Genomic DNA, 19,843 nt, shown 5'->3' with positions numbered 1-19,843 from the left:
GCCATCCGCGCTCGCCGTACCACCGCGACGTGCCGGGCGACGCGCGGATTTCCGGCGGCTCGTCGTCCGGCGCGGCCGCGTCCGTCGCCGACGGGATGGCCGCCGTCGCGCTCGGCACCGACACGGGCGGATCGATCCGCATTCCGGCCGCGCTGTGCGGGCTGACGGGCTTCAAGCCGACCGCGAGCCGGATCCCGAAGCAAGGCGGCGTGCCGCTGTCAACGACGCTCGACTCATTCGGCCCGATCGGCCTGACGGTCGCCTGCTGCGCGCTCGTCGACCGGATGCTCGCGGGCCTCGAACCTCACGTGCCGGCCGCCCGGCCGCTCGAAGGCGTGCGGCTCGGCGTGCTGACCAACCACGTGACCGACGGCGTCGATGCCGACGTCGCGGCCGCGCTCGACGCCGCGCTCAAGCATCTCGAAGCCGCCGGCGCGATCGTCACGGAGGTCCGCTTCCCCGCACTCGACCGGCTGCCGGAGATCAACCGCTTCGGCTTCTCGCCGATCGAGGCCTACGCGTGGCATCGCCCGCTGCTCGCGCAGCACCGCGACCAGTACGACCCGCGCGTGCTCACGCGGATCCTGAAGGGCGAACCCGCGAGCGCTGCCGACTATCTCGACCTGCTCGCCGCGCGCACGGCGATGCTCGACGAAGCCGCCCACACGGTCTGGTCGCGCTTCGATGCGCTCGTCGCGCCGACGGTGCCGGTCGTGCCGCCGCGCATCGCCGAACTCGAAGCGGACGACGCCGCGTTCACGCGCACCAACGCGCTGATCCTGCGCAACCCGAGCGCGTTCAACTTCCTCGACGCGTGCGCGCTGTCGCTGCCCTGCCATCCGCGCGACGCAGCACCGGTCGGCCTGATGCTCGCGGCCGCACCGCATCGCGACGACGCGCTGCTCGCGATCGGCCAGGCGGTCGAGGCCGTGCTGAACACGATCCGCTGACCGCGGCCAACCGACCGCCGGCGGACAGGACGCGCGGTGCGGCAGGTTGCCGCACGCGCGCTGTCAGTTTCGTGCCAGACCGTTCGCGCTAAAATCGCGCGATTGTTTTCCGGATCGACCCACGAGGAACCCCGCCGACATGAACGACTACACGCTCGCAATCCGCCGCGAACGCCGCCTGCTGATGCTGCTCGGATGGGTGTGCATCGCCCTGCTGGCCGGTGCGCTCTACCTGCAGTACGTGAAGAACGAAGATCCGTGCCCGCTGTGCATCATCCAGCGCTACTTCTTCTGCGCGATCGGGATCTTCGCGTTCCTGGCCGCCGGGATCCGCAACTGGCGCGGCGTCTGGGTGCTCGAGCTGCTGATCGCGATCGCCGCGGCCGGCGGCGTCGGCACGGCCGCCCGGCATCTGTCGATCCAGATGAATCCGGGCTTCAGCTGCGGCTTCGACACGCTGCAGCCGATCGTCGACAGCCTGCCGCCCGCGCAGTGGTTCCCCGGCATGTTCAAGGTCGCCGGGCTGTGCGAGACCGTCTATCCGCCGATCTTCGGCATCCTGCTGCCCGGCTGGGCGCTGATCGGCTTCGCCGTGATCCTGATCGCGGTCGTCGCGAGCCTCTGGCGCCATCGCCGCAAGCTCGTGGCCTGACCGGCCGGTTTCAACCGGCCTGCGCGCGACCCGTTCGCCTGGGCCGCACACCGCCGGCCGTTGACCGCCCGGCCCCGGGGCGCTCGCCGGACCAACCCGGCGGGCCGCGCCTTACGGGTCGTGCCTGGACAGCCCCGCCCGGCCAGCCGCACCTGAGCGACCCCGCCTGGCCGGCCGCACCTGGGCGGCCCCGCGTAAACACCTACCCCGCCGCCGCCCGGATCTCCGGGCGAACGGCACATCGCGCGACTTCCGCGCCCAGCCCCGCCACGCCTGCGTTTCGGCCCGATGTGCACGCCTCGGCGCCCCGATCACACGCGGCGGGCCTATGATCGACATGATCGCCTCCTGATAGCCCGGATCACCGCCGCGCGATGTTCCCGTCGCCTTGCGGTGCTATCTTCGTGACTGGATGGCGATCTACGTGCGCGAGGCCAGGCGGTCTCACCACCCCTGCGTAACGCGCGCCCGATCCGCAATGTCGACTGGATTCATCATGACAACGCAAACCATCCGCATCCGTCATCCTCATGGCGTCCGCACATCCGGCGGTGCCGTCCGCGCGCGCCGCCGATGCGCTGCCGCCGCACCGCATCGGCCGTGCGGCCGGCCCGCGCCGCTCCCGTCCGTCATCGTTGCCGCCACGCTCGCCAACCCGCGCCGCGTGTCGTGCCGCGTCGTCCCGAACGGAGCGTGCTGATGGAAGCCTGGCTCGGCGATCTGCAGCAACTGCTCGCGCATGGCGAAGCGGCCGTGCTCGTGACGGTCGCGCACACCGACGGCTCCGCGCCGCGCGAAGCCGGCACCAAGATGCTCGTCACGCGCGACATGGCCCGCCATACAATCGGCGGCGGTCATCTGGAATGGAAGGCGATCGAGATCGCGCGGCATCTGCTGAAGGATGGCGCGCATGTGCCGCACGCGCGCCGGCTCGAACGGCTCGCGCTCGGCCCGAGCCTCGGCCAGTGCTGCGGCGGCGCCGTGGTGCTCGCGTTCGAGCGGCTCGATGTGGGCGATCTCGGCTGGATCATGTCGCTCGCGAAGCGTGTCGCGGCCGGCGCCGCGACCGTGCGTAGCGTATCATTCGGCCCCTCGCCGGGCGCGCCGCTGTTGAGCGAGCCCGAATCGGAAGCCGCGCGTGCCGACTGCCTGCTGTGGGAAACCGGCGGCGTGTCGCTGATGACCGAAACGATCGCGCCGTATGCGTTCCCCGTCGTGCTGTTCGGCGCCGGGCACATCGGCACCGCGCTCGTGAAAGTGCTGGCGACGCTGCCGTGCCACGTGCGCTGGATCGACGGGCCCGATGCGGTGTTCCCGCCGGCCGACGCACTTGCCGGCATCGGCAACCTCGCGATCGAAGCGGCCGCTGCCCCGGCCGACGCGGTCGACGCAGCACCGCCGCAGTCCTACTTCGTCGTGATGACGCACGACCACGCACTCGATTTCGTGCTGGCCGAGCGCATCCTGCGGCGCGGCGACTATGCGTACTTCGGAATGACCGGCTCGCACGCGAAACGCGTGCAGTTCGATCATCGCCTTGCAGCCATCGGCATCGACCCGGCCCAGGTCGCGCGGATGCGCTGCCCGATCGGTGTCGAAGGCATCATCGACAAGGCGCCCGAAGTGATCGCGATCTCGGTGGCCGCGCAGTTGCTGCAGGCCGTCGAAGCGAACGCGAATGCGGCAGCGCAGGCTTCCCCTACCTACTGACCGACCAAGAACAACGCCATGACCCCGACATTCAAGGACAAGATTGCCCGCGCGCCGAAAGCGGAGCTGCACATCCATATCGAAGGCTCGCTCGAGCCCGAACTGATTTTTGCGCTCGCGCAGCGCAACGGCGTGAAGCTCGCGTACGACTCGATCGACGCGCTGCGCGCCGCGTACGCATTCACCGACCTGCAGTCGTTCCTCGACATCTATTACGCAGGCGCGAGCGTGCTGCTGACCGAGCAGGATTTCTACGACATGACGGCCGCGTACTGCGAACGCGCGCTCGCCGACAACGTCGTCCACACCGAGCTGTTCTTCGATCCGCAGACGCACACCGAGCGTGGCGTGCCGATCGAGACGGTCGTCGCGGGCATCGAGCGTGCACTCGCCGATGCCGAACAACGCGGCCTGTCGAGCAAGCTGATTCTGTGTTTCCTGCGCCACCTGTCCGAAGAGGACGCGCTCGCGACGTTCGAATCCGCGCTGCCGCTGTTCGAGCGCTATCGCCATCGCCTGATCGGCGTGGGCCTCGACTCGTCCGAGCTCGGCCATCCGCCGACCAAGTTCGCACGCGTGTTCGAGAAGGCGCGTGCGCTCGGGCTGAAGCTCGTCGCGCATGCAGGCGAGGAAGGCCCGCCCGCGTACATCTATGAAGCGCTCGACGTGCTGAAGGTCGACCGGATCGACCATGGCGTGCGCAGCATCGAGGACGCGGCACTGGTCGAACGTCTCGCGAAAACGCGCACGGCGCTCACCGTCTGCCCGCTGTCGAATCTCAAGCTGTGCGTGTTCGACGACATGGCAAAGCACACGCTGAAGGCGCTGCTCGATCGCGGCGTCGCGGTGACGATCAACTCCGACGATCCGGCCTATTTCGGCGGCTACGTCAACGAAAACTACTTCGCGACGGCCGAAGGGCTGCAACTCACGGATGCCGAAGTCCATGCGGTGATCCGCAACGGCTTCGAGGCGTCGTTCATCGAACCGGCGCAGCGCGACGCACTGTACGCGCGCCTCGACGCGTACTGGCAAGCCGCGTGACGGCCGGCATCGAGGAACGCTAGACAGATGAAACACGGCAACGGCATCCGCTTCGCGACCACCGGCCCGGCCTTGCGCCGGGACGATCGCGTGCGTGAGCGCGCGGCGGCGGCGCCGTTCGTCGTCGCTCGCGCGCGTCTGCCGTCGCGGTTTGCCATTCGGTTCGCTGCCGCACCGGTCGCGAGCGCAACGGCTGCGAGGCCCGCCGGCAACCACTCGCTGGCGGCTTCGGCCGCCACGTTCGCCCGCGCAATCGCATCCGGTCGTACCGCACGCAGCGTGCTGCAACCGCTCGCGAAGCGCCGCCCCACCCTCACGCGGCGTCGCTCGTTTTCTTCTGTTCGCCTTACCTTGATGCAGGACCATTCGTCATGACGCAAACCGCTTTTCGTTCCCAGCTGCTGACCTTCAACGGCGACCCGGCCCAATCGAGCCAGGCCGCGAACTACGAGACCGACGGCCTCCTGATCGTCGACGACGGCAAGGTCGTCGCGGCCGGCCCGTACGCGCAACTCGCCGCGACGCTCGCGCGCGACGCGATCGTCCACGACCTGCGCGACAAGCTGATCGTGCCCGGCTTCATCGACACGCACATCCACTATCCGCAGACCGACATGATCGCGTCGCCGGCGCCGGGCCTGCTGCCGTGGCTGGACAAGTACACGTTCCCGACCGAGCGCCAGTTCGGCGATCCCGAGCATGCGCGCGAAGTCGCCGACTTCTTCGTCGACGAACTGCTCGCCTGCGGCACGACGAGCGCGCTCGTCTACTGCACGGTGCACAAGCAGTCGGCCGATGCGCTGTTCGCGGCGAGCGACGCGCGCGACCTGCGGATGATCGCGGGCAAGGTGCTGATGGACCGCAACTGCCCCGAATTCCTGCGCGATACCGCGCAATCGGGTTACGACGACAGCGCCGAGCTGATCGGCCGCTGGCACGGCAAGGGCCGCCAGATGTACGCGCTCACGCCGCGCTTCGCACCCACGTCGACCGAGGCGCAACTCGAGGCGTGCAGCGAACTCGCGCGGCGCCATCCGGACGTGTTCGTGCAGAGCCACGTCGCGGAGAACGTCGACGAGGTGAAATGGGTGGCCGAGCTGTTCCCCGGCCATCGCAGCTATCTCGACATCTACGACCGCTACGGGCTGCTGCGTCCGCGCGCGGTGTACGGCCACTGCATCCACCTCGACGACGAGGACCGCCGCCGGATGGCCGAGACGCGCACAGTCGTCGCGCACTGCCCGACGTCGAACTTCTTCCTCGGCAGCGGGCTGTTCGATTTCGACAAGGCCGGTGAATACGACGTGCCCGTCACGCTCGCGACCGACGTCGGCGGCGGCACGTCGTTCTCGATGCTGCAGACGATGAACGAAGCGCACAAGGTCGCGCGGCTGTCGGGCCATCACCTGACCGCGACGCGGATGTTCTGGCTCGCGACGGCCGGCGCCGCGCAGGCACTCGACCTCACCGATACGGTCGGCACGCTCGCGCCGCGTACCGAGGCCGACTTCGTCGTGCTTGATCCGCAGGCCACGCCGCTGCTCGCGCGCCGTACGAAGCGCGCGGATTCGCTCGAGGAATTGCTGTTCGCGTTCGCGCTGCTCGGCGACGACCGCGCGGTGTACCGCACCTATGCGGCCGGCAACCTCGTCCACGAGCGCGGCGCAGCACGCCGCCCCGCCGCGTAACGGCCTGCCGGGGGCTCGTCCCGGCATGCGCCGGCATCCGCCGCCGCGCCTGGCGGGCCTGCCATACCACCGGCAATGGCCGTATGCCGATCCCGCCCCGACGCCAGGCACCGCGCCGCCCGTCCGCTTTCCCGCGCGCGACGCGCCGTGCTAGAATTCGCCGCTCATTGGGGAGTAGCCGCTCCGCTCGATGTCCCGCGCCCCCGGCGCGCATCGTGACGGAGGCGTCCGTCAACAGACTTGGCCGTACGGCCATGGCGGACGCAGCCACCTAGGCCTGGCGAGACCGATGGTTCACAGCGTGCCGCATCAGGGCCCGGCGCGCCGTGGATCGTCGCTCGCACGCACAACATCGGCCCGTGGAACCCCATACGTGTCCCAAGCCTTCCTGATCTCCACCGGCGCCGTCGCCCTCGCTGAAATCGGCGACAAGACCCAACTGCTTTCCCTCGTACTGGCCGCGCGCTATCGCAAGCCGGTGCCGATCATTCTTGGCGTGCTCGTCGCGACGCTCGTGAACCACGGTTTCGCCGGCGCGCTCGGCGAATGGCTCGGCGTGCTCGTCACGCCGTCGATCATGCGCTGGGCGCTCGCGTTCTCGTTCATCGCGATGGGGCTGTGGATCCTCGTGCCGGACAAGCTCGATGCCGACGAAGCCAATGCCAACCGTTCGCGGCTCGGCGTGTTCGGCGCGACTTTGGTCGCATTCTTCCTCGCGGAAATGGGCGACAAGACGCAGATCGCGACCGTCGCGCTGGCCGCGCGCTTCCAGGACTACATCGGTGTGGTGGCCGGCACGACGCTCGGGATGATGCTCGCGAACGTGCCCGCGATCCTGCTGGGCGACCGCTTCGCGCACCGCCTGCCGACGAAGCTCGTGCACGCGATCGCGGCCGTGCTGTTCGTCGTGCTCGGCGCGCTGGCGCTGCTGGGTATCGGGGTCTGACGGAAGGGAATGGCCGGCGCGGCCGAGCGGCCGCGCCGAGAGGGATACCGCGTTACTTCGCGGCGGCTGCACCCGAAGCGGGCGCCGCCGGCACCACGCGCTCGTTGGCGGCCGGCGCCGCCGGGCCGCCGCGCTTGTCGACCGGCAGCCGGACCGAGCGAACCGCACCGTTCGACAGCGGGAAATCGGCGAGCGCGCTGCGCGCGAGGAACGGCATCGCGTACAGCAGCGTGCCGTTGTCGCCGGTCGTGCGCGCGGACACGTTGTACACCTCCTTGCCCGTCGCACGCTCCGTGATGCGGATGCCGAGCGTGTAGTCGAACACCTGGTACGTCTGCGCGACATAGCCGGCCGGCATCGGCCCCCAGGGCCCCCACGGGCCCCACGGCCCGCCCCGCCAGTACGGCCCGGGCGTGAACCACGGATCGTAATAGACCGGTTGCGGCACCGTCACGAGATCGCTGCCGACCGCATAGGTCAGCCCGACGAGATACCGCGCCTGCGCCTGCGGCACCTGCCGGAACGCATACGTGGACAGCTCGTTCGCGACGATCGGCTCGTAGGTCGACTGCTCGATGCTGTTCTTCTGCGCATCGGTGCGCGTGAACGCATAGGTGCGTGTCGCGTCGCTGCCGCTCCAGTCGGAGAAGGCCGTGACCTGGGTCGTCACGTAGCTGGTACAGCCGGTCAGCAGCGCCACGCACAGCACCGCCGCCCAGCCCGCACCGCGTTGAATCCATTCGCGTTTCATGTTGATCCTCTTCGATCCGTCACCCGTTCGTCGCACCGCGCGAACCGTAACGGGATGCCGATAATACGCGGACTCCCGGAACCAGTAAAAAGTTCGCCCGGCACGCGGCCGCCAGCCTTTGTACAATGGCCCGGTTCGCCCGGCCTGTGCCACGGGCCCGTCCCCCACTCCACCGATCTCGACGACCATGTCCGACAACGCATCTTCCACCGTGATCCGCCGCGCCGACTACACGCCGCCGGCCTTCCTCATCGATTCCGTCGCGCTCGAATTCGATCTCGCGCCGGCCCGTACGATCGTCAGGAATACGATGCGCGTGCGCCGCAATCCGGACGCCGCGCCCGCGCCGCACCTGGAGCTGATGGGCGAAGCGCTCGAATTCCTCGGCGCACACCTGGATGGCGCGCCGCATGGCGCCGTGCGTGCGCACGAGCACGGGCTGACCGTCGAGAATGTTCCCGATGCATTCGAGCTGACGCTCGAAAGCGCATGCGCACCCGACCAGAATACGACGCTGTCGGGCCTCTATGTATCGAGCGGCAATTTCTTCACGCAGTGCGAAGCCGAAGGTTTCCGCCGCATCACCTACTTCCTCGATCGCCCGGACGTAATGGCGTCGTACACGGTGACGCTGCGCGCCGACAAGGCCGCGTACCCGGTGCTGCTGTCGAACGGCAACCTCGTCGATTCCGGCGACCTGCCCGACGGCCGCCACTTCGCGAAGTGGGAAGACCCGTTCCGCAAGCCGAGCTACCTGTTCGCACTCGTCGCAGGCAAGCTCGTCGCGATCGAGGAAAAGATCACGTCCGGCTCGGGCAAGGAAAAGCTGCTGCAGGTGTGGGTCGAGCCCGCCGACCTCGACAAGACGCGCCATGCGATGGATTCGCTGATCCACTCGATCCGCTGGGACGAGAAGCGCTTCGGCCTCGAGCTCGATCTCGACCGCTTCATGATCGTCGCGGTCGGCGACTTCAACATGGGCGCGATGGAGAACAAGGGGCTCAACATCTTCAACACGAAGTACGTGCTGGCGAACCCCGAGACCGCGACCGACACCGACTTCGCGAACATCGAATCGGTGGTCGGCCACGAGTACTTCCACAACTGGACCGGCAACCGCGTGACCTGCCGCGACTGGTTCCAGTTGAGCCTGAAGGAAGGCCTGACGGTGTTCCGCGACCAGGAATTCTCGGCCGACATGGCCGCGGGCGACGACATCGAATCGGCGGCCCGCGCGGTCAAGCGCATCGAGGACGTGCGCGTGCTGCGCCAGCTGCAGTTCGCCGAGGACGCGGGCCCGATGGCGCACCCGGTGCGCCCGGAGAGCTACGTCGAGATCAACAACTTCTACACGATGACCGTCTACGAGAAAGGCTCGGAAGTCGTGCGGATGTACCAGACGCTGTTCGGCCGCGACGGCTTCCGCAAGGGGATGGACCTGTACTTCAAGCGCCACGACGGGCACGCCGTGACCTGCGACGACTTCCGTCACGCGATGGCCGACGCGAACGGACGTGACCTCTCGCAGTTCGAGCGCTGGTACAGCCAGGCCGGCACGCCGCGCGTGTCGGTGCGCACCGCGTACGACGCAGCCGCGCGCCGCTATACGGTCACGCTCGCGCAGGGCTACGGCGACGCGTCGCCGGCCGCGCGCGAAACGCAGCAGGGGCCGCTGCTGATTCCGTTCGCGATCGGCCTGATCGGCCGCGACGGCCGCGACCTGTCGCTGCGTCTCGACGGCGAAGCGGCCGCGGCAGGCACGACGCGCGTGCTCGACTTCACCGACACCGAGCAGACCTTCACGTTCGTCGACGTGCCGGAACAACCGCTGCCGTCGCTGCTGCGCAACTTCTCTTCGCCGGTGATCGTCGAGTACGACTACAGCGACGACGACCTCGCGTTCCTGCTCGCACACGACAGCGATCCGTTCAACCGCTGGGAGGCCGGCCAGCGCCTCGCGACGCGCGCGCTGCTGACGCTCGCCGCGCGGGCCGCGGCGAACGAGCCGCTCACGCTCGGCGAGAACTTCGTCGCCGCATTCCGCCGCGTGCTGACCGACGCGACGCTGTCGCCGGCGTTCCGCGAACTCGCGCTGACGCTGCCGTCGGAAACCTACCTGGCCGATCAGATGGCCGAAGCCGATCCGGCTGCCGTGCATCGCGCGCGCCAGTTCGTGCGCCGCCGGCTCGCCACCGCACTGCGCGCCGACTGGCTCGCCGCATACGAACAGCACCAGACGCCCGGCGCCTACGAACCGACGCCGGAGGCCTCCGGCCGCCGCGCGCTGAAGAACCTCGCGCTCGCGTATCTCGCCGAACTCGAGGATCCGGCCGATGCCGTGCGCCTCGCGACCGCGCAATACGATGCGGCGAACAACATGACCGATCGCGCGGCTGCGCTCGGCGCGCTGCTGTCCGCCGCGGCCGCCGGCGCGAGCGAACCGGCCGAGCGCGCGCTCGCCGACTTCTACCAGCGCTTCGAGAAGGAAGCGCTCGTGATCGACAAGTGGTTCGCGATGCAGGCGGCGCAACGCGGTACGCCCGCGCAGCCGACGCTCGCGAAGGTTCGCAAGCTGCTCGCGCACCCCGCGTTCAACCTGAAGAATCCGAACCGCGCACGCTCGCTGATCTTCAGCTTCTGCGCGGCCAACCCCGCGCAGTTCCACGCGGCGGACGGCTCGGGTTACGCGTTCTGGGCCGAACAGGTGCTCGCGCTCGACGCGATCAACCCGCAGGTCGCGGCGCGCCTCGCCCGCTCGCTCGAACTGTGGCGCCGCTTCACACCCGCGCTGCGCGACCGGATGCGCGAAGCGCTCGAGCAGGTCGCCGCCGGTGCGAAATCGCGCGACGTGCGCGAGATCGTCGAAAAGGCGCTCGCGTAACGCCATCGCCCGCATCGCGCCTGCGCGATACAGCCGGTGCCGCCCGTCGCGGCACCGGCTTTTTTATTGTGCGAATACTGCTGGAACCGGGCGCAATCGCGGGGTCTGACCGCGGCGCCTGCCGCCGCTGCAAAGCGCGTCGCGCCGGTTTCCACCACCGGAAACCGGGCCGGCCCGGCCGCCCGGCCATGTAACCGGACGAAAAAACCCGGCGGCACGGGAGGCACGACGGGTAAAATTGCGGCCATTCAAGGATTCTTTGGCCTTCTGGAGTCTGTCATGTCCATTGCCCGCCGCACCACGCTGTCGAAGTTCCTGATCGAACAGCAACGTGAGACCAACAACCTCCCCGCCGACCTGCGCCTGCTGATCGAAGTCGTCGCACGCGCGTGCAAGGCGATCAGCTACAACGTGTCGAAGGGCGCGCTCGGCGAAGCGCTCGGCACCGCCGGCAGCGAGAACGTCCAGGGCGAAGTGCAGAAGAAGCTCGACATCCTGTCGAACGAGATCCTGCTCGACGCGAACGAATGGGGCGGCAACCTCGCCGCGATGGCGTCGGAAGAAATGGAAACGTTCTTCCCGATCCCGGCGAACTACCCGCGCGGCGAATACCTGCTCGTGTTCGATCCGCTCGACGGCTCGTCGAACATCGACGTGAACGTGTCGATCGGCACGATCTTCTCGGTGCTGCGCTGCCCGGACGGCAAGCAGGCAACCGAAGAATCGTTCCTGCAGCCCGGCACGCAGCAGGTCGCGGCCGGCTACGCCGTGTACGGCCCGCAGACGGTGTTCGTGCTGACGACCGGCAACGGCGTGAACTGCTTCACGCTCGACCGCGAAGTCGGCTCGTGGGTGCTCACCCAGAGCAACATGCAGATCCCGGCCGACACGCGCGAATACGCGATCAACGCATCGAACGCGCGCCACTGGTACGACCCGGTCAAGCGCTATGTCGACGAACTGAACGCCGGCAAGGACGGCCCGCGCGGCGACAACTTCAACATGCGCTGGATCGCATCGATGGTTGCCGACGTGCACCGGATCCTGAACCGCGGCGGCATCTTCATGTACCCGGCCGACAAGCGCACGCCCGATCGTCCGGGCAAGCTGCGCCTGATGTACGAAGCGAACCCGATGTCGTTCATCGTCGAACAGGCGGGCGGCGCCGCGACGACCGGCACGCAGCGCCTCATGGAAGTGCAACCGACGGGCCTGCATCAGCGCGTCCCGGTGTTCCTCGGTTCGAAGAACGAAGTCGAGCGCGTGACCGGCTACCACCAGGAAAACGAATAAATTTGCACTGCAGCACTAGACAGTGTCGCGCGACGTACGTACAATCGCGCCTCTCGATGTGACCCCAACGGGTCGTATCGCAGTGAAACGAAGCGGGAAGTTTGCCGAGTCGATGAGTTTCGCGAAACAGCAGCAGCAAGCTGAAAAAAATTCGCAAAACCTATTGCCAAGGTCTCAGATTTCACCTTATAATTTCGTTTCTCTGATGCCGGTGTAGCTCAGTTGGTAGAGCAGCGCATTCGTAATGCGAAGGTCGTAGGTTCGACTCCTATCTCCGGCACCAAGTTATAAAGGGCTGACAAGCAATGCTTGTCAGCCCTTTTCTCATTCCGGGCACCGAATCGTGTGCCGCTCCTTCTGCCCGCGTCCGCTCCGCTTGCGGGCATCACCCGACTCCCGCGCCGCACCCCGCCGATTACAATCGACGGATCACCCCGCCCTTTCCGAGCATCATGCGCACCTGGCGTCTCGAGCGACCGAACCTCACCGGGCAACTGGACGTATCGCGTGCGACGCGCCTCGTCGCAGCGATCGGCGACAGCGAACCGAACGCATTCGCGGCCGAAGTGCTGAAGCTGTTCGACGACGCGCTGTCGGTCACGCAATGCACGATCTTCGCGTACGAGTTCGGCAACCGCCCGCGCACGCTATCCGTCGCCGACCATCGCGGCGGCCGTTACCTGCGCGACGTCGCCGACACCTACGCGCGGCACTTCTACGCGCTCGACGGCAACCAGACGATCGTGTCGAGCGCGCATCGCGGCACGCGCCGCCACGACCTGCTGCTGCACCAGCAGGCCGGCGACGAGATCGATCATGATGCGTATCGCGCGGCCTGCTACCGCGGCCCCGACGTGTCCGACCGGCTGTCGTTGCTGATGCAGCCCAACGATGCGAGCTGGCTGTCGATCAACCTGTACCGCGCGCATCGCAGCGGCGCATTCCAGCCGCGTGAGATCGCGGAGATCGAGGCGCTTGCGCCGCTGATCGCGCAGGCCGCGAAGCATCACTACGCGCTCGCCGGTGCGGCGCAGATCGGTATCCCGCAACAGATGCTCGCACGGCTGCGCAGCGCATGCCCGGCGCTGTCCAAGCGCGAACTCGACGTGCTGCGCGGCGTGCTCGAAGGCCAGACCGCGCACGAGATCGGTGAGACGATCGGCGTGAAGGCGTCGAGCGTCGTCACGTACCAGAAGCGCGCGTACCGGCGCCTGGGCATCTCGAGCCAGCGCCAGCTGTTCGCGCTCTGTCTGCAGCCCTGAACCGAACCGGCCCGTGACGACCGAATCGGGGTAAATCCCGGTCGGCTTGCTGTACCCGGATTGGGGACAGCGGAGTTCCGCCCGGCTTCCATACTGCGTCGACAGCCTGCACGCGTTGCCCCCGCGCGCGTGCACGTCGAACCGCACTCCCCTGGAAGCCAACGATGGATATCGACTTCAAGCCCTACCCGTTCGTCGCCGAGCGCCATCCCGCGCATCTGCCGGCCTGCGACGACGGTATCGATACGCACCGGCATCGCGCGGCGATCGTCGGCGGCGGCCCCGTCGGCCTGGCCGTCGCGCTCGGCCTCGCGAACCACGGCATCCGCAGTGTGCTGATCGAAGCCGACGACGCGGTCTGCCACGGCAGCCGCGCCATCTGCATCTCGCGGCGCAGCCTCGAGATCATCGAGCGGCTTGGCGCACTCGACAAGTTCCTGCACACGGGGCTGCCGTGGACCGGCGGACGCAGCTTCTACCGTCGCGACGAAGTGCTGCATTTCACGATGCCGCAGGACGAAAACCAGAAGCTGCCGCCGATGGTGAATCTCGCGCAGTATCACATCGAGCAGTTTCTGCTCGACGCCGCGCTGCGCCGCCCCGAACTCATCGAGATCCGCTGGCAGGCGAAAGTCACCGGCGTGACCCGGCAACCGGACGGTGTGCGCCTCGACGTCGACACGCCGCTCGGCGGCTACGCGCTCGACGCCGACTGGGTCGTCGCGTGCGACGGCGGACGCAGCACGATGCGCGACGCGCTCGGCCTGTCGCTCCAGGGCACGAGCTATGAGGGCCGCTACGTGATCGTCGACATCGCGCTCGACAGCGACCGGCCGACCGAACGGCTCGCGTACTTCGATCCGCCGTCGAACCCGGGCTCGACGGTGCTCGTCCACAAGCAGCCCGACAACGTGTGGCGGATCGACTACCAATTGCGCGACGATGAGGATCCCGAAGCGGCCGTGAAGCCGGAGAACGTGATCCCGCGCGTGCAGGACCTGCTCGACATGATGGGCGAGCGCGGCGACTGGTCGCCGATCTGGATCACGATCTACAAGGCGAACGCGCTGACGCTCGAACGCTACCGGCACGGCCGCGTGCTGTTCTGCGGCGACGCCGCGCATCTCGTGCCGATCTTCGGCGTGCGCGGCGCGAATTCGGGCATCGACGATGCCGACAACCTTGCATGGAAGCTCGCGTACGTGATTCGCGACCTTGCGTCGGACGCGCTGCTCGACAGCTACTCGGACGAACGCGTGTTCGCGACACACGAGAACCTGCGCTACGGCACGAAGAGTACCGAGTTCATGGCGCCGCCGTCGTTTGCCTTCGAACTGATGCGCAAGGCCGTGCTGTCGCTCGCGGTCCGGCATCCGGCGCTGCGTTCGCTGATCAATCCGCGCCAGACGACCGCCATCGCCTATGCGACGTCGTCGCTCAACGCAGCCGAACGCGACACGTTTTCAGCCGGCCCCGCGCCCGGCACGGTGCTCGCCGAATGCCCGCTGACGCTGTACGAGGCGCACGGCAGCGACATGCGCCGCGGCCACCTGACCGATCTCGTCGCCCCGCGCTTCACCGCCTTCTGCTTCACGTCCGACGGCGTGCCCGATCCGACGCTCGTCGATCTCGAACGGCGCCTGCAGGCTGCGCGGATACCGTTCGCGCTCGTCACGCTCGCACGGCATGCGGCACCGCGGCAACCGGCCTGCGGCGGCCACGACGACGACGGCCGGCTGTTCGACATGTACGGCGCGCGCGACAGCACCGTCTATCTCGTGCGGCCGGACGGTCACGTACTCGGCCGCTGGCACGACGCTCGCGCCGGCGACGTGAGCGCCGCACTCGAACGCGCCGTTCGTCCGTGCGCGTCAACCGATCCTCAGGAGACCGCATGATGACGGATACCGAACGCGACACCCTCTACACCGACCTGTGCCGCACGATGACGCGGATCGGCGAAGCCGATGCGTCGCTCTTTCTCGCCCGCTTCGCGCTGCTGTCGATCGAGGCGATCGGCGATGCAGCGACCGTCGCACGGCTGATCGCCGACGCCAGCGACGGATTGCCCGACGCCGGCATTCAGGCGCCAACACACGAAGGATGACGCTCAGGGCCGACCGGCGTCACCGGCGGCCATTCATTACAGATACATTTCATCACGCATCGCCCGAGCGCGAGCCTCGCCGTACGTAGACGAATTCCCTGGAAAATCCCGTTAAGGGTGCATAACATTACTTAACGATTCCGACCCGTCTATCGCGTTACATTGCGTGGGCGGCGCGGCGGGTCGCAATGCCGCCTTCATTCAGCTTGCGGCGACACAGCCGACGTCCGGTCATTCGACACAACACAAGGAGAGAATCACCATGACTCATGGCTTGATTATGTGGCTCATCATCGGCGCGATCGCCGGCTGGCTTGCCGGCTTGCTCGTCAAGGGCGGCGGCTTCGGGCTGATCGTCGACATCATCGTCGGGATCGTCGGCGCAGTGATCGGCGGCTGGCTCGCCGGGATACTCGGCATCAGCGTCGGCAGCGGCTTCATCGGTTCGGTGATCGTCGCGGTCGTCGGGGCGGTGATCCTGCTGTTCGTGATCCGGCTATTCAAGCGAGCGGCCTGACGCTTCTCTCCACGCGCCTTCGGGCGCGTTTTCGCATCAGGCCGGCGCGCGGCCCGTTCGCCGCGCGCCGCCGGCCCGTTCAGCGCTTCGCGCGCTGCAACCAGCCGTCGAGCACGTCGGCCGTCAGCAATCCGCTGCGCGCTTCGCGTACGCCATCGCGCCCGATCCACACGGTGCGCGGCATCTCCCCCCTCCATCCCGCATCGAGCACCGCCCGCAGACGCTCGGGCATCGGCTCCGCGTTCGCGTACTGCGCGACCTGTGGCGGCACGTTCATCTGCGCGAGCGCCTGCGAGATCGCCGCGCCATTGTCGTCGTATGCATCCATCGCAACCATCGCGAGCTGCACGTCCGGATGACGGCGCTGCCACGCGACCAGATGCGCGGCGTTCTCGCGACAGTATCCGCAATCGAGCGACCAGATCTCGACCGCCAGCGGCCGCTCGTACGCGGTCGCATACAGGCGCGCGACGTCGGCCGCGCGCAGCGGCTGCAGTTCGCCACCGGCCCACGCCGGCACGCTCGCGAGCACGACGCCCAGCAATGCAATCAACCGCTTCATTTCGCCCCCTCCACTGCGATCAGCCGATAGCCGTCGTTACGCGTGCGCCACGACAGATAGATTCGCCCTGCATCGTCGAGCAATTGCGGGTTGTCGCTTGCGCCCGACGTCGCTGCGATCACGCGCGGCGCCGACCAGTGCTCGCCGCGATCGTCCGACCGGCGCAGCTTGATCTGCATCGTGTCGCCGTCGAACGCCTTCCATGCGAGCCACACGACATCGCCGCGCGCGACGAGCGCCGCATGCGACGCCTGCTCGCCGGGCGCGGCGGGATTCGCGCCGAATGCCCACGGCGTGCCGCGCGGCTCGCCATCGGCGCCGATGCGCGAATAGAACACGTCGGCCCGACCGTCGACCACGCCGAACCAGGCGAGATGGCGCGTGCCGTCCGGCGTAATCGCCAGCGCCGGCCCGTGCTCGGGGCACGCCTCGACGTGCCAGTTCGAGAACGTCGCGCGCACCGGTACGACCGGCTCCAACGCAGTTACAGGCAATACGGCAAGCGCATGATCGCGGATCTGCCCCGGAAACACGTTGCGCCACGCGGCCTCGAACCGTCCGGCCGAATCGATCGCCATTGCGATGCGGCAACATTCGCACGTGTGGTCGGTCACCTTGCGTTCGGCTTCGAACGATGCGCCGCCGTCGCGTGATACCGCGTAGTAGACAGCCGCGCCTTCGTACGCCTGCCCCGCCGCTTTCGCCGCAACGAGATCGCGCTTGTCGATCCATGCGATCGCGATGTTGCCGGCCGGATCGACGGACATCATGTCGAAGCGGTGCGTGATGGCCTGCCGGTCGCGATGCACGGTCACGGGCACGCTCCAGGTCGCGCCACCATCGAGCGATCGCGCGAAGCGCACCATGCCCGTGTACGGCGCATCGAGCGGCATCGACCACGACACGTACACCGCACGCCCGTCCGGACTCGTCGCGATCTTCGGGCGATTCTCGGCGCTCGTGTAGATCGGCTCCGGCATTGCGTTGACGGTGACGGGAGCGGACAACGTGCGGCCCGCGTCGTCGGAATGTGCGACGACGACGTGCGCGCCCTCGACCCACGCGACCCATAGCCGATGATGCGTGTCGAATGCGGCCCCCGTCGCGAGCGGCTGCTTCTGCTGCGCGGCCGCGGCCGCGGCCTGCATGCTCATATGCGCGGCGTGCGAATCGGGTGCCTTCGCCGCATCGTGCGCACCGGCGGGCGACAGCAACGCGAACCACAGCGCGCCGCCTGCCGCGAGCGATCTCACAGCGACCATTTCAGTTCTCCATAGAAAGTACGGCCCGGATACGGGTGGAACACGTAATAGCGGCGGTCCGTCAGGTTGTCGATGCCGAGCGACGCGGTCCAGTGCCGGTCGAGGCGGTAGCGCGCCTTCAGGTCGACGACCGTGAACGAGCTCGTGCCGCCGTAGACATCCGGGTTCACGTCGCTGTTGTCGAGCGTGTTGAACTGGCGGCCCGAATAGCGCACGCCGACACTCGCAAGCCAGTGCTCGTCGAAGCGATACGACGCGAGCAGGTTCGCACGCATGCGCGGAATCCGCGGAAAGCGCGAGCCGACATACGCGGGATTCGCGGCATCGGCGAGGATCTGCGCGTTGCTCGCCGACACGTTCGCGTCAAGACTGAGCCCGCGCAGCCCGACGTTCTCGCCGCTGAACGCGAGTTCGGCACCGCGCACACGCACGCGATCGACGTTCGAGATGTTGGTCACCGTCGTCGCGCCCGACACCGTCGTCTGGCTGTAGATCGAATTGCGCAGATCGCTCTGGAATACGCTGGCGCGCACGACGCCGACGCCCACGTCGCGTTCGGCCGTGAAATCCCAGTCGATCGCCTTTTCCGGCCGCAGGTTCGGGTTGTTGTTGACGATCGCGTTGTTCGAGATCGTGCCCTGGAACAGTTCGCCGACGGTCGGGAAACGCGTGCCGGTCGCGAACGACAGCCGGAAGCGCCAGACCTCGGTCGCATCCCATTGCAGCGCGACCTTCGGCGACAGCGCATTCGCGCTGCGGTCCGCATAGCCGAGCGTGCCGCTCGCATTGCCGAGCGCGCCGCCGTACGCGTCCCAGCGCTCATAGCGCAACCCCAGCGTCGCGAGCCATCCCGGCGCGAAGCGCCACGCGTCCTGCCCGAACAGCGCCTGCGTGCGCGTATCGCCGCGATAGACGCTCGACAGTGACGTGGTCGGCCCGGCCAGCCAGTCGGCCGTGTTGTACGTGACGTTGCGCAGGAAGTAGTTGTCGTAGTGGTAACCGAACGTGAACGTATGGCCCTTCACTTCCGGCGCCTCGGCCTTCAGGTCGAGCGTGCGCCAGCCGGTGCCGTCGCCCTGGAACAGCGTGCCTGCGCCGCCCTGCACGGTTGACGCCGAGCGCAGCACGTCGCGCGACACGTCGTACGCGGACACGACGCCCGACAGGCGCCAGCCGGAATCGAGCCGGCCGTTCAGGCCGAGCGCGTACAGCCAGTTTTCCTGGTCGCCGCGCTGCGGCGCGAATGCGTTCGGCGCGACGGTCATGTTCTGGCCACCGATCGACACGTTGCCGCCGTAGACCGGATTGCCGGCCGCATCGCGCAGGAAGGTCTCGCCGTGCTGCCGGTAATGGTTCTCCCAATGCCCGAGCGTGAGCGTCGCATCGACGTGGTCGGTGAACGCATAGCCCATCCGGACCGTCTCGTTGAGCTGCTCGGTCCGCTCGATCGTCTGCGCGCCGACGATCGTCCGCGGCCGGCCGTTGGGCCCGATGTCGGTCGCAGCGCCCGTCACCGGCACGGCGGCGCCGAGCTTCGGGTTGTACGCCGAATTGGGGCTCGCGTACTGCATCGGCTGACCGTTGTTCTCGAGCCGGTCGAGCGACAGCGCGAACCAGAACCGGCCGACGCGGTTCGCGATCCGCGCGGTCTGGTGATTGCCGCCGAAGCTGTCCGCGAATCCGTAGCCGTCGTGGTAGCGCTGCGTAAAGAACTGCGTCGACAGCGACGCCTCGAGCTTTTCCGGGCGGCGCGTCGTGAGCAGCACGGTGGAGCCGATCGAGTTGCCCGGATACAGCGCGGAAAAGGGGCCATAGAGCACGTCGACGCGCGCGATATCGTCAGGCGGAATCAGCGACCAGCGCGGCGGGTACGCGTAGCTCGAGCCGAGCAGGTTCGACAGCAGCACGCCGTCCGCGTAGACGAGCCCGCGCGCGCTCTGCAGTTCGTTGAAGTCGCGGCCAGCGAACACGCTGTTGCGGTCGCCGATATAGCGCTTGCGGACCATCAGGTTCGGCGCGTACTTCAGCGCGTCCTCGGTGGTGACGTTGGTGTGCGACTCGATCTGCTCGCGCGTGATCGACGTGACAACGGCCGGCGTGTCCGGATCGACCGGTTGCCGCTGTGCGGTCACGCTGACGGCGGTCAGCGTTTCGCCCGCCGGCGCCGGCGGCACGGTTGCGACGGCCGCAGCGGCCGAAGCGGGTGCGGCGGCATCGA

General features: G+C 68.0%; 17 protein-coding genes, 1 tRNA gene and 1 riboswitch. Of the genes, 14 read left to right on the top strand and 4 right to left on the bottom strand.

Annotation, left to right across the window (positions count from 1 at the left end):
* From G3O06_RS38670 to G3O06_RS38640, 7 genes are all read left to right on the top strand, one after another.
* Positions 1-950 (top strand): amidase (locus G3O06_RS38670; protein WP_205819261.1); only part of this gene is annotated, 950 nt, incomplete at its 5' end.
* A gap of 139 nt (positions 951-1,089) precedes the next feature.
* The gene (locus G3O06_RS38665) at positions 1,090-1,602 is read left to right on the top strand and encodes a disulfide bond formation protein B (protein WP_085039729.1); all 513 of its coding nucleotides are present in this window, start codon (positions 1,090-1,092) and stop codon (positions 1,600-1,602) included.
* Positions 1,603-2,301: 699 nt separating this feature from the next.
* Entirely contained in the window at positions 2,302-3,312 is a 1,011-nt protein-coding gene (gene xdhC, locus G3O06_RS38660; protein ID WP_174970242.1) for a xanthine dehydrogenase accessory protein XdhC, read from the top strand.
* 18 nt (positions 3,313-3,330) lie between these two features.
* On the top strand, positions 3,331-4,356 hold the full coding sequence (locus tag G3O06_RS38655; protein WP_175223456.1) for an adenosine deaminase: 1,026 nt from the start codon (positions 3,331-3,333) through the stop codon (positions 4,354-4,356).
* A 27-nt stretch (positions 4,357-4,383) separates the two neighbouring features.
* Positions 4,384-4,731, top strand: a complete 348-nt coding sequence (locus tag G3O06_RS38650; protein ID WP_205819260.1) for a hypothetical protein — start codon at positions 4,384-4,386, stop codon at positions 4,729-4,731.
* On the top strand, positions 4,728-6,044 hold the full coding sequence (gene guaD / locus G3O06_RS38645) for a guanine deaminase (RefSeq protein ID WP_174970239.1): 1,317 nt from the start codon (positions 4,728-4,730) through the stop codon (positions 6,042-6,044). The genes G3O06_RS38650 and guaD overlap by 4 nt, the downstream gene beginning before the upstream one ends.
* Positions 6,045-6,201: 157 nt before the next feature.
* A riboswitch (yybP-ykoY riboswitch) is annotated at positions 6,202-6,339 on the top strand.
* Between the two features lie 78 nt (positions 6,340-6,417).
* A complete protein-coding gene (locus G3O06_RS38640) occupies positions 6,418-6,990 on the top strand; it encodes a TMEM165/GDT1 family protein (RefSeq protein WP_205819259.1) in 573 nt (190 codons plus the stop codon).
* A 52-nt stretch (positions 6,991-7,042) separates the two neighbouring features.
* Here the strand turns inward: G3O06_RS38640 and G3O06_RS38635 are convergent, their stop codons facing one another.
* Positions 7,043-7,741, bottom strand: coding sequence for a DUF4136 domain-containing protein (locus tag G3O06_RS38635; RefSeq protein ID WP_174918070.1), 699 nt, complete (start codon positions 7,739-7,741; stop codon positions 7,043-7,045).
* Positions 7,742-7,928: 187 nt separating this feature from the next.
* On the opposite strand from G3O06_RS38635, the gene pepN reads away from it, so the two are divergent.
* From pepN to G3O06_RS38600, 7 genes are all read left to right on the top strand, one after another.
* Positions 7,929-10,622, top strand: a complete 2,694-nt coding sequence (gene pepN, locus G3O06_RS38630) for an aminopeptidase N (protein WP_205819258.1) — start codon at positions 7,929-7,931, stop codon at positions 10,620-10,622.
* Positions 10,623-10,901: 279 nt separating this feature from the next.
* Positions 10,902-11,915, top strand: a complete 1,014-nt coding sequence (locus G3O06_RS38625; RefSeq protein WP_174918068.1) for a class 1 fructose-bisphosphatase — start codon at positions 10,902-10,904, stop codon at positions 11,913-11,915.
* A 207-nt stretch (positions 11,916-12,122) separates the two neighbouring features.
* Positions 12,123-12,198, top strand: a tRNA-Thr gene (locus tag G3O06_RS38620).
* Between the two features lie 169 nt (positions 12,199-12,367).
* The gene (locus G3O06_RS38615; RefSeq protein ID WP_205819257.1) at positions 12,368-13,177 is read left to right on the top strand and encodes a LuxR C-terminal-related transcriptional regulator; all 810 of its coding nucleotides are present in this window, start codon (positions 12,368-12,370) and stop codon (positions 13,175-13,177) included.
* Positions 13,178-13,341: 164 nt separating this feature from the next.
* Positions 13,342-15,075 (top strand): FAD-dependent oxidoreductase, encoded by a 1,734-nt coding sequence (locus G3O06_RS38610; RefSeq protein ID WP_205819256.1) that lies wholly within the window; start codon positions 13,342-13,344, stop codon positions 15,073-15,075.
* Positions 15,072-15,284 (top strand): hypothetical protein, encoded by a 213-nt coding sequence (locus G3O06_RS38605; RefSeq protein WP_175000608.1) that lies wholly within the window; start codon positions 15,072-15,074, stop codon positions 15,282-15,284. Before G3O06_RS38610 ends, G3O06_RS38605 begins: the two co-directional genes overlap by 4 nt.
* 262 nt (positions 15,285-15,546) lie before the next feature.
* Positions 15,547-15,801, top strand: a complete 255-nt coding sequence (locus G3O06_RS38600; protein ID WP_059235555.1) for a GlsB/YeaQ/YmgE family stress response membrane protein — start codon at positions 15,547-15,549, stop codon at positions 15,799-15,801.
* 79 nt (positions 15,802-15,880) lie between these two features.
* Here the strand turns inward: G3O06_RS38600 and G3O06_RS38595 are convergent, their stop codons facing one another.
* The 3 genes from G3O06_RS38595 to G3O06_RS38585 all read right to left on the bottom strand — a co-directional run.
* Positions 15,881-16,363, bottom strand: coding sequence for a TlpA disulfide reductase family protein (locus tag G3O06_RS38595; protein WP_205819255.1), 483 nt, complete (start codon positions 16,361-16,363; stop codon positions 15,881-15,883).
* Positions 16,360-17,625, bottom strand: a complete 1,266-nt coding sequence (locus G3O06_RS38590; RefSeq protein ID WP_205819254.1) for a sialidase family protein — start codon at positions 17,623-17,625, stop codon at positions 16,360-16,362. The genes G3O06_RS38595 and G3O06_RS38590 overlap by 4 nt, the downstream gene beginning before the upstream one ends.
* On the bottom strand, positions 17,613-19,843 hold a 2,231-nt coding region (locus G3O06_RS38585; RefSeq protein WP_241020452.1), incomplete at its 5' end, for a TonB-dependent receptor. The genes G3O06_RS38590 and G3O06_RS38585, both read right to left, overlap by 13 nt.

The organism is Burkholderia sp. Ac-20345, from assembly GCF_017104825.1.
GTDB lineage: Bacteria > Pseudomonadota > Gammaproteobacteria > Burkholderiales > Burkholderiaceae > Burkholderia > Burkholderia lata_B.
This window is presented reverse-complemented; position numbering and strand designations above follow the sequence as displayed.

Bases quoted from the DNA above. Each gene is read 5' to 3' on its own strand.
- G3O06_RS38665 (WP_085039729.1), top strand. From the start codon at position 1,090: ATGAACGACTACACGCTCGCAATCCGCCGCGAACGCCGCCTGCTGATG.
- G3O06_RS38610 (WP_205819256.1), top strand. From the start codon at position 13,342: ATGGATATCGACTTCAAGCCCTACCCGTTCGTCGCCGAGCGCCATCCC.
- guaD (WP_174970239.1), top strand. From the start codon at position 4,728: ATGACGCAAACCGCTTTTCGTTCCCAGCTGCTGACCTTCAACGGCGAC.
- xdhC (WP_174970242.1), top strand. From the start codon at position 2,302: ATGGAAGCCTGGCTCGGCGATCTGCAGCAACTGCTCGCGCATGGCGAA.
- G3O06_RS38615 (WP_205819257.1), top strand. From the start codon at position 12,368: ATGCGCACCTGGCGTCTCGAGCGACCGAACCTCACCGGGCAACTGGAC.
- G3O06_RS38595 (WP_205819255.1), bottom strand. From the start codon at position 16,363: ATGAAGCGGTTGATTGCATTGCTGGGCGTCGTGCTCGCGAGCGTGCCG.
- G3O06_RS38600 (WP_059235555.1), top strand. From the start codon at position 15,547: ATGACTCATGGCTTGATTATGTGGCTCATCATCGGCGCGATCGCCGGC.
- G3O06_RS38590 (WP_205819254.1), bottom strand. From the start codon at position 17,625: ATGGTCGCTGTGAGATCGCTCGCGGCAGGCGGCGCGCTGTGGTTCGCG.
- G3O06_RS38650 (WP_205819260.1), top strand. From the start codon at position 4,384: ATGAAACACGGCAACGGCATCCGCTTCGCGACCACCGGCCCGGCCTTG.
- G3O06_RS38605 (WP_175000608.1), top strand. From the start codon at position 15,072: ATGATGACGGATACCGAACGCGACACCCTCTACACCGACCTGTGCCGC.
- G3O06_RS38635 (WP_174918070.1), bottom strand. From the start codon at position 7,741: ATGAAACGCGAATGGATTCAACGCGGTGCGGGCTGGGCGGCGGTGCTG.
- G3O06_RS38655 (WP_175223456.1), top strand. From the start codon at position 3,331: ATGACCCCGACATTCAAGGACAAGATTGCCCGCGCGCCGAAAGCGGAG.
- G3O06_RS38625 (WP_174918068.1), top strand. From the start codon at position 10,902: ATGTCCATTGCCCGCCGCACCACGCTGTCGAAGTTCCTGATCGAACAG.
- pepN (WP_205819258.1), top strand. From the start codon at position 7,929: ATGTCCGACAACGCATCTTCCACCGTGATCCGCCGCGCCGACTACACG.